11 protein-coding genes are annotated in these 13747 nt (G+C 69.3%); 5 read left to right on the top strand and 6 right to left on the bottom strand.

What is annotated here, in order from left to right:
- Positions 1-85: 85 nt before the first annotated feature.
- Entirely contained in the window at positions 86-1186 is a 1101-nt protein-coding gene (locus tag MXD64_RS13530) for an SDR family oxidoreductase (protein ID WP_042540354.1), read from the top strand.
- A gap of 15 nt (positions 1187-1201) precedes the next feature.
- On the opposite strand, the gene MXD64_RS13535 is transcribed toward MXD64_RS13530, so the two are convergent.
- Positions 1202-2275, bottom strand: a complete 1074-nt coding sequence (locus tag MXD64_RS13535; RefSeq protein ID WP_042540356.1) for a spore photoproduct lyase family protein — start codon at positions 2273-2275, stop codon at positions 1202-1204.
- Positions 2276-2316: 41 nt separating this feature from the next.
- Here MXD64_RS13535 and MXD64_RS13540 point away from each other — a divergent pair, with 41 nt between their 5' ends.
- A complete protein-coding gene (locus MXD64_RS13540) occupies positions 2317-2622 on the top strand; it encodes a hypothetical protein (RefSeq protein ID WP_017888382.1) in 306 nt (101 codons plus the stop codon).
- Between the two features lie 117 nt (positions 2623-2739).
- On the opposite strand, the gene MXD64_RS13545 is transcribed toward MXD64_RS13540, so the two are convergent.
- From MXD64_RS13545 to MXD64_RS13560, 4 genes are all read right to left on the bottom strand, one after another.
- Positions 2740-4569: a glycoside hydrolase family 35 protein gene (locus tag MXD64_RS13545; protein ID WP_263136571.1), complete on the bottom strand. Its 1830-nt coding sequence runs from the start codon at positions 4567-4569 to the stop codon at positions 2740-2742.
- Between the two features lie 87 nt (positions 4570-4656).
- Positions 4657-5991 carry an ABC transporter substrate-binding protein gene (locus MXD64_RS13550; protein WP_263136572.1) on the bottom strand — a complete coding sequence of 445 codons (1335 nt, stop codon included), beginning with the start codon at positions 5989-5991 and terminating at the stop codon, positions 4657-4659.
- Positions 5992-6088: 97 nt separating this feature from the next.
- Positions 6089-7060, bottom strand: a complete 972-nt coding sequence (locus MXD64_RS13555) for a carbohydrate ABC transporter permease (RefSeq protein WP_017888379.1) — start codon at positions 7058-7060, stop codon at positions 6089-6091.
- Positions 7057-8001, bottom strand: coding sequence for a carbohydrate ABC transporter permease (locus MXD64_RS13560; protein ID WP_017888378.1), 945 nt, complete (start codon positions 7999-8001; stop codon positions 7057-7059). Before MXD64_RS13560 ends, MXD64_RS13555 begins: the two co-directional genes overlap by 4 nt.
- A 196-nt stretch (positions 8002-8197) precedes the next feature.
- Here MXD64_RS13560 and MXD64_RS13565 point away from each other — a divergent pair, with 196 nt between their 5' ends.
- Positions 8198-9223, top strand: a complete 1026-nt coding sequence (locus MXD64_RS13565) for a LacI family DNA-binding transcriptional regulator (RefSeq protein ID WP_031260382.1) — start codon at positions 8198-8200, stop codon at positions 9221-9223.
- 350 nt (positions 9224-9573) lie between these two features.
- On the opposite strand, the gene arfA is transcribed toward MXD64_RS13565, so the two are convergent.
- Positions 9574-11079 (bottom strand): arabinosylfuranosidase ArfA, encoded by a 1506-nt coding sequence (arfA, locus tag MXD64_RS13570; protein WP_017888376.1) that lies wholly within the window; start codon positions 11077-11079, stop codon positions 9574-9576.
- Positions 11080-11373: 294 nt separating this feature from the next.
- On the opposite strand from arfA, the gene MXD64_RS13575 reads away from it, so the two are divergent.
- Positions 11374-12726: an extracellular solute-binding protein gene (locus MXD64_RS13575; protein ID WP_017888375.1), complete on the top strand. Its 1353-nt coding sequence runs from the start codon at positions 11374-11376 to the stop codon at positions 12724-12726.
- Between the two features lie 54 nt (positions 12727-12780).
- A complete protein-coding gene (locus MXD64_RS13580; protein ID WP_017888374.1) occupies positions 12781-13746 on the top strand; it encodes a carbohydrate ABC transporter permease in 966 nt (321 codons plus the stop codon).
- Position 13747: the final 1 nt, after the last annotated feature.

The following is a 13747-nucleotide window of genomic DNA, read 5'->3' on the forward strand; positions in this document are numbered from 1 at the left end:
CACATGGGGCGTTTTTGTGCACACTCAGCGCGCGACGGTACGTGAGGAGGGAACACGTGTCGTCCAACGTCGGTTGCATCGAAGGATGACTGCAACCGGATCGACCGAACAGACCTCTGCCCGCCGCGAAGCCCTGGTCGTCGGAGCCAGTGGCATCACCGGTTCCGCCCTGGTGCGCCACCTGCTCGACCTCGGCTGGGACGTGACGGCGCTCTCCCGCCGACCGCTCGCTGAACAGGGCGTCCGGACCGTCGCGGCCGACCTGCGCGACCCCGAGAGCCTGGCGGCCGCACTCGCCGACGAGCACCCGACCCACGTCTTCTTCACCGCCTGGCAGCGGCAGGACACCGAGGCGGAGAACATCCGCGTGAACGGCGGCATGGTCCGCGACCTGCTCGCGGCGCTGTCGCACGCTCCGCTCGAGCACGTCGCCCTGGTCACCGGCCTGAAGCACTACCTCGGCCCGTTCGAGGCGTACGCCGCCGGCGAGATGCCCGACACCCCCTTCCACGAGGAGGAACCGCGCCTCGACACCCCGAACTTCTACTACGCGCAAGAGGACGAGCTCTTCGCAGCCGCCGAACGCCAGGGGTTCACCTGGTCCGTGCACCGCTCGCACACCGTGATCGGGCACGCGGTCGGCAACGCCATGAACATGGGCCTCACACTCGCCGTGCAGGCCACGCTGGCGAAGGAACTCGACCTGGACTTCGTGTTCCCGGGCAGCGAGGCACAGTGGAACGGCCTGACGGACATGACCGACGCCGGCATCCTCGCGGAGCACATGGTGTGGGCCTCGACGTCACCCGAGGGTGCCGACGAGTCGTTCAACATCGTCAACGGTGACGTCTTCCGGTGGCGCTGGATGTGGCCGCGCCTGGCCGCGCACCTCGGTGTCGACCCCGCGCGCGTCGTGGGCTACGAGGACGCTCCGCGACCGCTCGAGGAGCAGATGGCGCCGTACGAGTCCGAGTGGGCCGGCATCGCCGAGCGCCACGGTCTCGCCGAGGCCGACATCACCCGGCTCGCCTCGTGGTGGCACACCGACGCCGACCTCGGTCGTGCGATGGAGGTCGTCACCGACATGGGGAAGAGCCGCGACGCCGGGTTCACGGCGTTCCGGCGGACCGAGCAGGCCTTCGCGGACCTGTTCGCCCGGTACCGGGCCGACCGCCTCATCCCCTGATCGGTCGGGGGCCGGTCAGAAGGCGTACCGGATCCGGCACGACGGCAGGTGCTCGGCCACGAGTTCGCGGAAGCGCTCGACGAGCTGCCCCTTCATGCCGGACCGGTAGCGCACGTTCACGGCACCGTTCTGGGACACCTTCTGCTCCTGCAGGTCCGGACGCCACAGCAGCTCCTCGGCCTGGGGGTGCCACCCGAGGTTGACCTCGTGCAGGGGCTGGTTGTGGGTCAGGAAGATCACCTCGGCCGCGAGCTGCGCCTTGGCGGCCGGGGACAGCACGTCGTCGACCTGCCGGAGCAGCTCGGCCCAGTCCGACTCCCACGTCGGCGTGAGGATGACCGGCGAGAAGTTCAGGTGGACCTCGTAGCCGGCGTCGACGAAGTCGTTCACCGCGGCGATGCGCTCGGCGATCGGGCTCGTGCGGATGTCGGTGACCTTCGCGGTCTCGTGCGGCATCAGTGAGAAGCGGATCCGGGTCCGGCCCATCGGGTCCCAGTCGAGCAGGTCGCGGTTGACGTACTTCGTGGCGAACGAGGCCTTGGCCGTCGGCGTCATCCGGAACAGGTCACAGAGGTCGCGGACGTTGTCGCTGATCATCGCGTCGACCGAGCAGTCGCTGTTCTCGCCGATGTCGTAGACCCAGGACTCCGGGTCGCACTGGTTCGGTTCGGTCTTCGGCCCCTGCTTGGCGATGTTCCGCGCCACGTGCTTGGTGATCTCGTCGATGTTTGCGAACACGGTGACCGGGTTGCTGTAGCCCTTGCGCCGCGGCACGTAGCAGTAGGCGCACGCCATCGCGCAGCCGTTCGCGGTGGACGGTGCGATGAAGTCGGCGGAGCGACCATTCGGCCGGGTCACCAACGACTTCTTCACGCCGAGCACGAGCGCCTCGGTCTTGATCCGCACCCAGCGCTGGACGTTCCGTTCGTCGCCGTGCACCTCGGGGATGTTCCAGTGCGACTCGACCGGGACGATCTCGGCGTCCGGCCAGCGCCCGACGATCTCCTGCCCGCGCTGGAGTTCGAGGGCGGCCGGCTCGGCGTAGATGCGTCGGACGTCGAGCATCGGGCGGACGCGTTCGTGGCTCATCGGCTCCTGTCTACCCACCACCGACGGAGCAGACTCGGACCATGACCGCCGAACCCGACGACCACTTCTTCGTCGTGGACGGCCGACGCTGGCGGCGCACCGACCCCGCCGTGCCCGAGCAGCTCGCCGCCGCACTCCGCTCGCACCTGGGGCGCGGCCGCAACGCCGTGAAGACCGCGAAGCGCGCAGGCGACGACGAGGCCCTGGCGGCGGCGCGGCACCGGAACGGCCTGGCCAAGCACGGCCTGGGCGAGCGCGGCCCCGAGTGGTGGAGTCGCCCCGAGGCCGACCGGATCGCCGACGCCGAGCGGGCGCTGGCAGACCTGGACGCCCTCGACAGCGACTGATCCTTCCCATGACGCCCGCGCTGGAAAGCGGAATCGGGCGTACCTGGTCGGAACTTCCGACCAGGTACGCCCGATTCGACCAGGTAGGCCCGATCTGACCAGGCCGCGGGCGGGCGGCTACGCCTCGGTGTGGCCCAGGTCGGGCTCGACGAGCAGGCACGCGGTGCGCGACGCGGCGGCGTGCAGCTCGAGCACGACGAGCTCGTTGCGACCGTGGCGGAGCACCGGGCCCGGGATCGCCAGGGTCCGCTGCGGGCCTCGCGACCAGTACCGACCGAGGCAGAATCCGTTGACCCAGGCGACTCCCTTGCGGAACCCGACGAGCGACAGGTACCGGTCGTCGACGGTGTCGAGGTCGAACGACCCCGCGGCGAACGTCGGCCCCGCGAGCACGTCCCCGCCGGAGGCAGCGACCTCGGCCAGTGCGGTGACGGCTGCCGGCGCGATCGGGTCGAGTGCGAGCGGGGACGCCGTCCAGCGGGCCACCGGGACGCCGTCGATCGAGACGCCCCCGATCAAGCCCTTCGGCTCACCGATGCGGACGCCGTAGTCGACCCGGCCCTGGTCCTCGACGAGGAGTTCGAGCGTGCCGGTCACCGGCGGCAGGGTGATGGCCCGGTCGTGGTGCTCGCGCTCCAGGACCCCGACGACGACACCGTCGGCCGACACGATCGCACGGTCACGCACCTCGGTGCCGACGGTCAGCACCCCTCCGGCGGGCAGGTCGGCCTCGGCGCGGTAGACGACGAAGCCGCTCGCGGCTCCGAGGGCGTCGAAGGTCGGCGGCTCGTCGTGCGCGGACCACGTCGTGAGCGTGGGCAGCAGGGAACGGAGCGACGCGACGCGGTCCAGCCGGACGGCGAGGTCCGTGGCGGGGGTGATCCGGGCCTCCAGGCCGTCGCCGGACGCGACCACGGGACCGAGGCGACCCGACCCACCCGGCTCCATCGCTGCGGGCAGCGGCGGCACGGGCGCGTAGCGCTCGATGACCGAGCGGAACTCGTGGAACTTCGACGTCGGTCGGCCGGCCTCGTCGAGCGGGGCGTCGTAGTCGTACGACGTCGCGATCGGACGGTAGACGCCCTTGTCGTTCGCGCCGTTCGTGAAGCCGAAGTTCGTGCCGCCGTGGAACATGTAGATGTTCACCGAGCCGCCGGCGGCGAGCAGGACGTCCAGGTCCTCGGCACTGGCGGACGCCGGCGTGGTGTGGTGGTGCTCGCCCCAGCTGTCGAACCAGCCGTCCCAGAACTCCGAGCACATCAGGGGGCCGGTGGGCTGGGCCTGCCGCAGGCGCTCGAGCCGGGCGGCGGAGCGGGAGCCGAACGAACCGGTCTTGTGCAGTGAGGGCAGCGAGCCGTCCTCGAGCATGGTGCCCATCGGCTGGTCGACGCTCGTGAAGGGGACGGTCAGCCCGATGTCGCGGTGCATCTGCTCCAGCGCGAGCAGATACTCGGGGTCGGAGCCGTAGGCGCCGTACTCGTTCTCGACCTGCACCAGGACGATGGGCCCGCCCTGGTCGATCTGCCGCGGGACCAGCACGGGGGCCAGGTGCTGCAGGTACGTCTCGACCGCTGCGAGGAACCCGGGCTCGTTTCGGCGGACCCCCACGGAGCCGTCGGCGAAGAGCCAGTACGGCAGCCCGCCGTTGGTCCACTCGGCGCAGATGTAGGGGCCGGGGCGGACGATGGCGTGCATGCCCTCGGCCGCGACGAGGTCGAGGAAGCGGCCGAGGTCCAGGCCTCCGGACAGGTCGAACTCCCCGGGCGACGGCGCGTGTGCGTTCCAGGCGACGTAGGTCTCGATGGTGTTGAGGCCCATCAGCTTGGCCTTGCGGATCCGGTCGGCCCACAGGTCGGGGTGCACGCGGAAGTAGTGGATCGCGCCGGACAGGACCCGGTGCGGCTCGCCGTCGAGCAGGAAGTCGGTGTCGCCGATGGCGAAGCGCATGGTGTGACCTTCTCATGGCCGGCCGGAGCCGGGCGTGGAACGGGGCCGTGCGGACGTGTCCGCACGGCCCCGCGGGGATACCGGGAACTACTTGGTCGAGACCGTGAAGCCCTGGTCCTTGCCGTACTTGGCGAGGGCCTTCTGCCAGGCCTGCAGGCCGGCGTCGAGCGAGGTGCCGTTCTCGTACGCCTGGCCGACGGTGTCGGCGTAGACGCTGTTCGCGTACACCTGGTACGGCAGGTACGTGAAGTCGTTGTCCGAGGACTTCGACGCGTCGACGAGCACCTTGTTGATCTGCTGGCCGCCGAAGTAGGACGGCTTCTCGTCGAGGAAGGCCGACGAGTCCAGGTCAGCGGTCGTCGACGGGAAGCCGCCGGACTCCATGAAGACCTTCGTGGACTCCTTCGAGGAGTTCAGCCACTTGAGGAAGCCCGCGGCGAGTGCCGGGTTCTTCGACTGCTTCATGACGACCTCGGCGCTGCCGCCGTTGTTCGCGGTCTGGGCGGTGCCGCCGTCGTAGGTCGGCATCGGGGCGACACGCCAGTCACCCGAGGCCTGGGCGACGCCGGACTCCAGGTTGCCGGGCATCCAGGCGCCGGTGATCAGCGTGGCGATCTCGCCGTTGCCGAGCTGCTTGTACCAGTCGTCGGTCCAACCGACCGTCTTCGACAGCAGGCCCTGCTCGACGAGCTCGTTCCAGGTGCTCGTCCACTTCTTCGAGCCCGCGTCCTGCAGGTTGATGGTCACCTTGTCACCGTCGGTGGTGAAGGGGGTGCCGCCGGCCTGGGCGATCATGCTCGTGGTGAAGCCGGCGTCGCCGGAGTCCGCGGCGATGTACGCCTTCGGGTCGGCCTGGTGCAGCTTCTTGGCCGCGGTGACGTACTCGTCCCACGTCTTCGGCACGGCGATGTCGTGCTTGTCGAAGACCTTCTTGTTGTAGAACAGCGCCATGGGGCCGGAGTCCTGCGGCAGGCCGTAGACCTTGCCGTCGATCGACACCGAGCTCCAGGTGCTCTTCGCGAAGTCCTTCTCGAGCGAGTCGAAGCCGTAGCTCGACAGGTCGAGGAGCGACTCGGACAGGGCGAACTGCGGCAGGGCGTAGTGCTCGACCTGGGCGACGTCGGGGGCACCCGAGCCGGCCTTGATCGTGTTCTGCAGCTTGGTGTACTGGTCGGCGCCGGTGCCGGCGTTGACGAGCTTGACCTTCACCTTCGGGTACTGCTTCTCGAACGCGGCGACCTGGGCCTTCGCCGACGGGGTCCACGACCAGTAGGTCAGGGTGCCACCGTCCTTCAGGGCCTTGTCGATGTCGTCGGCCGAACCGCCGGAGCCGGAGCTGCCGGAGGCGCACGCGGCGAGGGCGATCGCGGCGGTGACGCCGATGGCGAGGGCGCTGAGCCCGCGCCGGAGACGCTTGTTCATGGGAGTGCCTTTCACTTCTTCGTGGAGGGGGTGGTGCTGCTGTGTGCCGGACCGGGCGGCGCGTGGCGGGGTCGCCGTGCGCCTGGTGTCCGAGGGGTCAGGCCTTGACCGACCCGGCTGCGAGGCCGGACTGCCAGAAGCGCTGGAGGAAGAGGAACGCGACCACGATCGGGATGATCGTGAGGAGCGATCCCGTGACGACGAGGTTGTAGATCGGCTGCGCGCCGGACCCGGTGGCCTGCGCGTTCCACTGGTTCAGGCCGACCGTCAGTGGGTACCACTTCGGGTCGCTCAGCATGATGAGCGGCAGGAAGTAGTTGTTCCAGGTCGCGACGACCGCGAACAGCAGGACCGTGACGACACCGGGAGCGAGCAGGCGGAGCGCGATGGTGAAGAAGATCCGGAACTCGCCGGCACCGTCCATGCGGGCGGCCTCGAGCAGTTCGGCGGGGATCGCGTCGACCGCGTAGGTCCAGATCAGGTACATGCCGAACGGGCTGATCAGCGAGGGCAGGATGATCGACCACGGGGTGTTCGTCAGGCCGACCTGCGAGAAGAGCAGGAAGGTCGGGACGGCCAGTGCCGTGCCGGGGACCGCGATGGCGCCGAGGACGACGGCGAAGACCGCACGGCGCCCCGGGAACTGGAACTTCGCCATGCCGTAGCCCGCCACCGTGGCGAGCAGGGTGGCCCCGCCGGCGCCGACGACCACGTAGAGCAGCGTGTTGCCGAACCACTGCAGGAAGATGCCGTCGTTGTACGTCACCGTGTCGACGATGTTCTGCCAGAGGTTGAAGTCCCCGCCGAACCACAGACCGAAGGTGGAGAGCAGCGACGACTGCGTCTTCGTGCTGTTCACGAGCAGGTAGAACAGCGGCGCGAACGAGTACACGACGAAGACGACCATGACCGCGGTCAGCAGGCCGGACCGCTTCGGCTTGCGTCCGCCTTCCGCGGTGCGGAGCTGCCGGGAGGCGCGGATCGAGCGGGTGCGCGGCGCACGTTGCGTCGTGGTCGCCTCGGTCACCGTGGCCGCTGCGGGCCCGGCGGGGTGCTGGATGGTGCTCATCGGTTCTCCTCGCGGGTGCCGCGGACCTGGACGACGTAGGCGATCACCGCGGTGATCACGCCCATCACGATCGCGACCGTGGCGGAGTAGTTGAACTGCTGGCCGCTGAAGGACAGCGAGTAGGCGTACATGTTCGGGGTGAAGGCGCTGCCGATGACGTTCGGGGCGAGCGTCTTGAGCAGGTTCGGCTCGTTGAAGAGCTGGAAGCTGCCGATGATCGAGAAGATCGTGGCGATGACCATCGGGCCGCGGAGCGCCGGGAGCTTGATCGAGAGGACCGTGCGCATCGGGCCGGCGCCGTCGAGCTCCGCCGCCTCGTACAGCTCACCGGGGACGGTGCGGAGTGCGGCGTAGAAGATCAGCATGTTGTAGCCGAGGAACTCCCACGTGACCACGTTGCCGATCGACGTCAGGACCCAGCTCGGGCTGAACGGCTGCAGCAGGTCGATGCCGAGCGCGTCGTTCGCGGCACCGGTCAGACCGAACTGGTTGCCGTAGATGAAGCCCCAGATCAGGGCTGCGACGACACCGGGGACCGCGTAGGGCAGGAACACCGCGATGCGGAAGAAGCTCGTCCCCCACAGTCGGGCGCTGTCGAGGGCCAGGGCGGCGACGAGCGCGAGGCCGAGCATGATCGGCACCTGGACGACCAGGAAGATCGCGACCCGACCGAGCCCGGACCAGAACTTGGCATCCTGGAAGAGCTGCACGTAGTTGGCGAACCAGACGAACTGGTTGCCGCCGATGAGCTGGTCGCGGAACAGGCTGAGCCAGAGCGCGTACCCGATCGGCACGATGAGCATCAGGACCAGGACGACGACGAACGGGCCGACGAACAGCCATCCGGTGAACCGTCCCCGCGGCTTGGGGCGGCGGCCGGCGGGGCGCTCGGCGGTGGGGCGGGGTGCTGCCTCACCGGGGCGCGCTGCGAGCGTGCTCATGTGACTCCTTCGTCTGCTGCGTTCGGGTGGTCGATGTCGGCGGCTCGGCCCGGGCCGGATCAGGGTGTCCGGGCGGTCACCGATGTTGACGTCAACATCGAACGTCGCGACGATAGCATGGCAACGTCAACATGCGCTAGCGTCCGGGGAGGCCGACCGTTCGGCCCCTCGATCCGGAAGGAGCGCCAGCGTGACGATGGAGTCCCCCGCCGGCACCCGCCGCGCCCCCTCGATGGCCGCCGTCGCCGACGCCGCGGGGGTCTCGATGCAGACCGTCTCGCGGGTCGCCCGCGGCTTCGACAACGTCAGCCCGGAGACCCGCGACCGCGTCCAGCGCGCGATGGAGTCCCTCGGCTACCGGCCGAACCGTGCCGCCCGCGCCCTGCGCTCGGGCCGCTTCCGCACCATCGGCGTGATCATGTTCACGCTCGCGTCCTTCGGCAACATGCGCACGCTCGAGGCGATCGCCGACGCCGCCGGGGTCGCCGACTTCACGATCACCCTGCTGCCCATGGCCTCGCGCACCGAGGCGGGCGTCCGGTCCGCCTTCTCACGCCTGCACGAACAGGCCGTCGACGGCGTCGTGATCATCATCGAGTCGCACATCATCGACACCGCCGAGGTCGTGCTGCCCGACGGCGTCCCCATGGTGATCGTCGACTCCACGGGCAGCACGGACCACCCCGCGATCGACACCGACCAGGCCGACGGCGCCCGGCAGGCCACGCAGCACCTGCTCGACCTGGGCCACGAGACCGTCTGGCACGTCGCCGGTCCGGATTCGTCGTACTCGGCGGCCCGTCGCCTCGCCGCGTGGCAGGACACCCTGTCGCGCGCCGGTCGGCCCGTCCCCCCGGTGTTCCGCGGTGGGTGGACGACCGAGCACGGGTACGAGGCCGGGCTCGAGATCGCCGCACGGCCGGAGATCACCGCGGTGTTCGCCGCGAACGACCAGACCGCCCTCGGGGTCCTGCGCGCCGCACACGAGTCCGGCCGCCCGGTGCCGTCGTCGCTCAGCGTGGTGGGGTTCGACGACTCCCCCGAGTCCGACTCGTTCTGGCCGCCGCTGACCACCGTGCACCAGTCCTTCGACGAGGTCGGCCGCCGAGCGGTCGCCACGCTGCTCGCCCAGATCGACGGCGAGCGGGTCAGCGTCGCGTCGGACCTGGTGCCGGTGCGGCTCGTCGAGCGCGCGAGCACGGCGGCACCGCCGGCGCGCTGACGCGGCACGCTCGTGCCGAGACTCGGCCATGCGGACAGGCTGCGCCATCCGCGTGCCGCGCTCTGTCCGCTCAGACGAGACTCGGTCGTGGTCTCGCCGGACGCCGGACGGGAGGCGCGGTGCCAGGCCGCCACGGGCCTCCCGGCCGCCGCGTCCACGTCCGCGGCCCGAGACTCGGCCCCACGGACAGGCTGCGCCATCCGCGTGCCGCGCCCTGTCCGCCCAGACGAGACTCGGCCGCGGCCCGCCGCGCGCCGCGCCCCCGCAACGAGCAGAGGACGTCGGGCGCGAGCGCCCGACGTCCTCTGTGCTCACTCGACGCCCGCCGTGGCGTGCGCCGAGGCGTCTTGTCAGCCGATCGAGACGGCGGTCCAGGAGACCGGCGGGAGCTCGATCGTGACGGTGTCGCCCTCGCGGCGGACCGACTCGTTCGTGCGCAGCCCCACGCGCGAGGTGTTCTCCAGGTCGTTCACGGCGTGCAGGTCGTCGTCCCAGACACCCTCGGCGTGGACGTCGCCCGTCGCACCGATGCCTGCGAGGTCGATCGTCACCGTGGTCGGCTCGGACGGGTGGCGGTTCACCAGGAAGACCGCGGCCTTGCCGTCCTCGGTCACGGTGGCGGCGGAGTCCACGACCGGGACCTCGCCGTGCTTGCCACCGTCGACGGTGTCACCGGAGGCCTTGACCTGCAGCGACGTCCCCTGCGCCAGGCGCGAGGTGACCGAGAACGGGAAGAACGTCGTCTGGCGCCAGGCCGGGCCGCCGGGCTCGGTCATGATCGGGCCGATCACGTTGACGAGCTGGGCGAGCGAGGCCGAGGCGACGCGGTCGGCGTGGCGGAGCAGCGAGATGAGCAGGCCACCCACGACGACGGCGTCGGCGACGGTGTAGACGTCCTCGAGCAGACGCGGGGCGACGGGCCACTCGTCGAGCGTGAAGGTCTTGGCCTTGGCTTCCCACTTCTTGATCGACCAGACGTTCCACTCGTCGAACGAGATGTCGATGCGCTTGTCGGACTTCTTCTGCGCCTGGACGTGGTCGGCGGCCGTGGTGACCGTCTTGATGAAGTGGTCCATGTTGACGCCCGAGGCGAGGAACGACGGCAGGTCGTCGTCCTCCTCGTAGTAGGCGTGCGCGGAGATGTAGTCGACGTCGTCGTAGGTGTGCTCGAGGACGGTGCGCTCCCACTCGCCGAACGTCGGCATCGACGCCCCGGAGGAACCGCAGGCGACGAGCTCGAGGTCGGGCTGGATCTGTCGCATGGCCTTGGCGGTCATGGCGGCGAGCTTGCCGTAGTCGTCGGCGTTCTTGTGGCCGAGCTGCCACGGGCCGTCCATCTCGTTGCCGAGGCACCACATCGTGATGGCGAAGGGTTCCTGGCGACCGTTGGAACGACGGTAATCGGACAGTGCGGTGCCGGCGTCGATGTTGGCGTACTCGAGGAGCTCGATCGCCTCCTGCGTGCCGCGGGTACCGAGGTTCACGGCGAGCATGAGCTCGGAGCCGACCCGGTCGAGCCAGTGCTGGAACTCGTGCAGGCCGACCTCGTTCGTCTCGGTCGAGTGCCAGGCGAGGTCGAGACGGCGGGGGCGCTGCTCGACGGGGCCGACGCCGTCCTCCCACTTGTAGCCGGAGACGAAGTTGCCACCGGGGTAGCGGATGGCGGAGACGCCGAGTTCCTTGACGAGTTCGACGACGTCCCCTCGGAAGCCGTGCTCGTCGGCGGTCTCGTGGGCGGGCTCGTGGATGCCGTCGTAGACGTGGCGGCCGAGGTGCTCGACGAACCCGCCGAACAGGCGACGTCGCACCGGCCCCACGGTGAACGCGGCGTCGAGGACGAGGTGTGTGCGGGGCATGGATCTCCTTCGATCGTGGCAGTGCGGTTCGTGCGGGGAGCGGTGGGGGCGCGTACGGGAACCGAAGCGGGCCGTCACGAAAGTGAGCGCTCACCTGACGGAAACGCTACCGGGTTCCACGCCGTCGCGAAAGGGGTGGCGGATGACAGGGGCGAGCGCTAATGTGAGCGCTCACGGAGCACCGGAAGGTCGTTCCGTGTCCGGAGCAGCAGTGCTCCGGGTCCGGAGCAGCGATGCTCCGGCGGGAGCACCGACCCTGTTCCCGAGCCCGGCCCATCCCGATGGAGTGATGCCATGCCGATCCCACCCGCAACACCTGCGTCGCGCCTCTCGCGGCGGGGCTTCCTCGCCGCCGGTGCAGCGGCCGCGACGGTCCTGCCGCTCGCCGCCTGCTCCAGTCCCCTCGCCGCCGGTCTCGCCGGCAGTGCCCTCAACCCCGAGACCCTCGTCTTCTGGAACCTGTTCGGCGGCGGTGACGGCGTCCGCATGCAGGACATGGAAGCCGGCTACGCCAAGCAGCACGGCGGATCGAGCGCGCTGCAGGCCACCACGTTCGCGTGGGGCAACCCGTACTACTCGAAGGTCACACTCGCCACCGTCGGGAACAAGCCGCCGGACGTCGCGATCTCCCACCTGACCCGGGCGAAGCCCCTGTGGGACGGTGACCTGCTCGATCCCATCACCTCCGAGGACCTCGCCGGCGTCGGTATGAGCGCCGCCGACTTCAACCAGAAGGCCTGGACGGCGCAGAAGACCGACGGCAAGAACATCTGCGTGCCGCTCGACACCCACCCCTTCGTGCTGTTCTACAACGTCGACGTGTGCCGGAAGGCCGGCCTGCTCGACAGCGACGACAACCTCAAGGACCTGACGGGGATCGACGCCTTCGAGAAGGCCCTGGCGGCGGTCTCGAAGGTCACCGGCGGCACGGCGCTCAACGTCGCGAACGTCAGTGAGGTCGCGACCCCGTGGCGCTTCTTCTGGACGATGTACAACCAGATCGAGGGTGCGACGCCGTTCATCAGCGACGGCGGCTCCAAGCTCACGGTCAACGAGGACGCCTACACGAAGGTCACCGACATGACCCAGAAGTGGGTCAAGCAGGGCTGGCTCAACAAGGGCCTCGACTACGCCACCGCGCAGACGCTCATGTTCACCGGCAAGGCCGGCTTCTTCATGCAGGGCGAGTGGGAGATCAGCACCGCCCAGTCGATCAAGGGGCTGAAGTTCGGGATGGCTCCGATCCCGCAGCTCTTCGACAAGCCGGCGACCCAGGCCGACTCGCACACGTTCATCCTGCCGAAGAAGGACCGTACGCCGGAGCAGAAGCAGGCGGCGATGCTGTTCATCAAGCAGATGCTCGAGCAGAGCCTGACCTGGGCAAAGGGTGGTCACGTGCCGGCGTACCTGCCGACGTACGACAGCTCGGCCTACAAGAAGCTGACACCGCAGTCGAACTACGCCTCCGCTGCCGAGACCGCGGTGTTCGACGACGCTGCCTGGTACGGCGGCTCCGGGTCCACGTTCGAGAACACCGTGGGCGCCCAGCTGGCCCTCGTGCAGCAGGGCAGCAGTTCCCCCGCCGCGGCCATGAGCGCCATCAAGTCCCAGTTGTCGACCTACCTCAACACGCCGAGCCCGCTGTGATCGGGCCTGCGACCACCACGAACGACGTGAACACCCTGCGAAAGGCACGATGACGTGACCACAGCACCTGTCCTCGACCGCCCGACGGACGCGGCGAGCGCGCCGCGACGACTCCGCCCGTACCGCTCCAGCCTGACCCGCGGCCAGGGCCGCAGTGGCTGGCTGTTCCTCGCCCCGTTCGGCCTGTTCTACATCGCCTTCCTGCTCGGTCCGACGGTCTGGATGATCGTCACGAGCTTCTTCAACACCTCGACGGTCCGCACCGGGCTCGGCAGCTTCGCCGGGTTCGCGAACTACGCGGAGATGCTCGGTCGCGACGACTTCTGGTCCTCGCTCTGGCACACACTGCAGTTCACGCTGTACACGACCCCGCCGCTCGTGATCCTGGCGTTCGTGTTCGCCGTGCTGACGAACCGGATGAACCGCGGCCAGTGGTTCTTCCGTCTGGCGTTCTTCCTGCCGTTCATCCTGCCGTCGGCGACGATCTCGCTCATCTGGGTGTTCATCTTCACGCCGAGCACCGGTCTCTTCGCGAGCGTCCAGTCGCTGCTCGGGATGACTCCGGGCGCCGGTGTCCTGGCCAGCCCGAACACGGCGATGATCGGTGTCGCCATCGCCACCGTGTGGTGGACCCTCGGCTTCAACTTCGTGCTCTACCTGGCCGGCCTGCAGGAGATCCCGCGCGAACTGTACGAAGCCGCCGCCGTCGACGGTGCCTCGAACTGGCAGCAGATCAAGTCGATCACGCTCCCCCTGCTCGGCCGCACGACGACCCTCGTCATCCTGCTGCAGATCATCGCGAGCCTGAAGATCTTCGACCAGGTCTACCTGATGACGAACGGCGGCCCGGGCATCTCCACCCAGGTCTCGCTGCAGCTCATCACCGGCGTCGGATTCACCGACAACCGACTCGGTGCCGCGTCGGCTGCGTCGGTCCTCCTGTTCATCGTGATCGTGGCGATCGCGGTCATCCGGCAGCTCGTCGAGCGCGCTGCCGCCAAGCGAGAGATCGGTGCCTGAC

It is taken from the genome of Curtobacterium sp. Arg-1 (assembly GCF_025643395.1).
In the GTDB taxonomy this organism is placed as follows: Bacteria; Actinomycetota; Actinomycetes; order Actinomycetales; family Microbacteriaceae; genus Curtobacterium; species Curtobacterium poinsettiae.

What these genes read in the sequence shown, in the direction of transcription:
- MXD64_RS13560 (WP_017888378.1), bottom strand. Translation starts at nt 8,001, where the DNA reads ATGAGCACGCTCGCAGCGCGCCCCGGTGAGGCAGCACCCCGCCCCACC.
- MXD64_RS13530 (WP_042540354.1), top strand. Translation starts at nt 86, where the DNA reads ATGACTGCAACCGGATCGACCGAACAGACCTCTGCCCGCCGCGAAGCC.
- MXD64_RS13575 (WP_017888375.1), top strand. Translation starts at nt 11,374, where the DNA reads ATGCCGATCCCACCCGCAACACCTGCGTCGCGCCTCTCGCGGCGGGGC.
- MXD64_RS13555 (WP_017888379.1), bottom strand. Translation starts at nt 7,060, where the DNA reads ATGAGCACCATCCAGCACCCCGCCGGGCCCGCAGCGGCCACGGTGACC.
- MXD64_RS13535 (WP_042540356.1), bottom strand. Translation starts at nt 2,275, where the DNA reads ATGAGCCACGAACGCGTCCGCCCGATGCTCGACGTCCGACGCATCTAC.
- MXD64_RS13540 (WP_017888382.1), top strand. Translation starts at nt 2,317, where the DNA reads ATGACCGCCGAACCCGACGACCACTTCTTCGTCGTGGACGGCCGACGC.
- MXD64_RS13545 (WP_263136571.1), bottom strand. Translation starts at nt 4,569, where the DNA reads ATGCGCTTCGCCATCGGCGACACCGACTTCCTGCTCGACGGCGAGCCG.
- arfA (WP_017888376.1), bottom strand. Translation starts at nt 11,079, where the DNA reads ATGCCCCGCACACACCTCGTCCTCGACGCCGCGTTCACCGTGGGGCCG.
- MXD64_RS13565 (WP_031260382.1), top strand. Translation starts at nt 8,198, where the DNA reads ATGGAGTCCCCCGCCGGCACCCGCCGCGCCCCCTCGATGGCCGCCGTC.
- MXD64_RS13550 (WP_263136572.1), bottom strand. Translation starts at nt 5,991, where the DNA reads ATGAACAAGCGTCTCCGGCGCGGGCTCAGCGCCCTCGCCATCGGCGTC.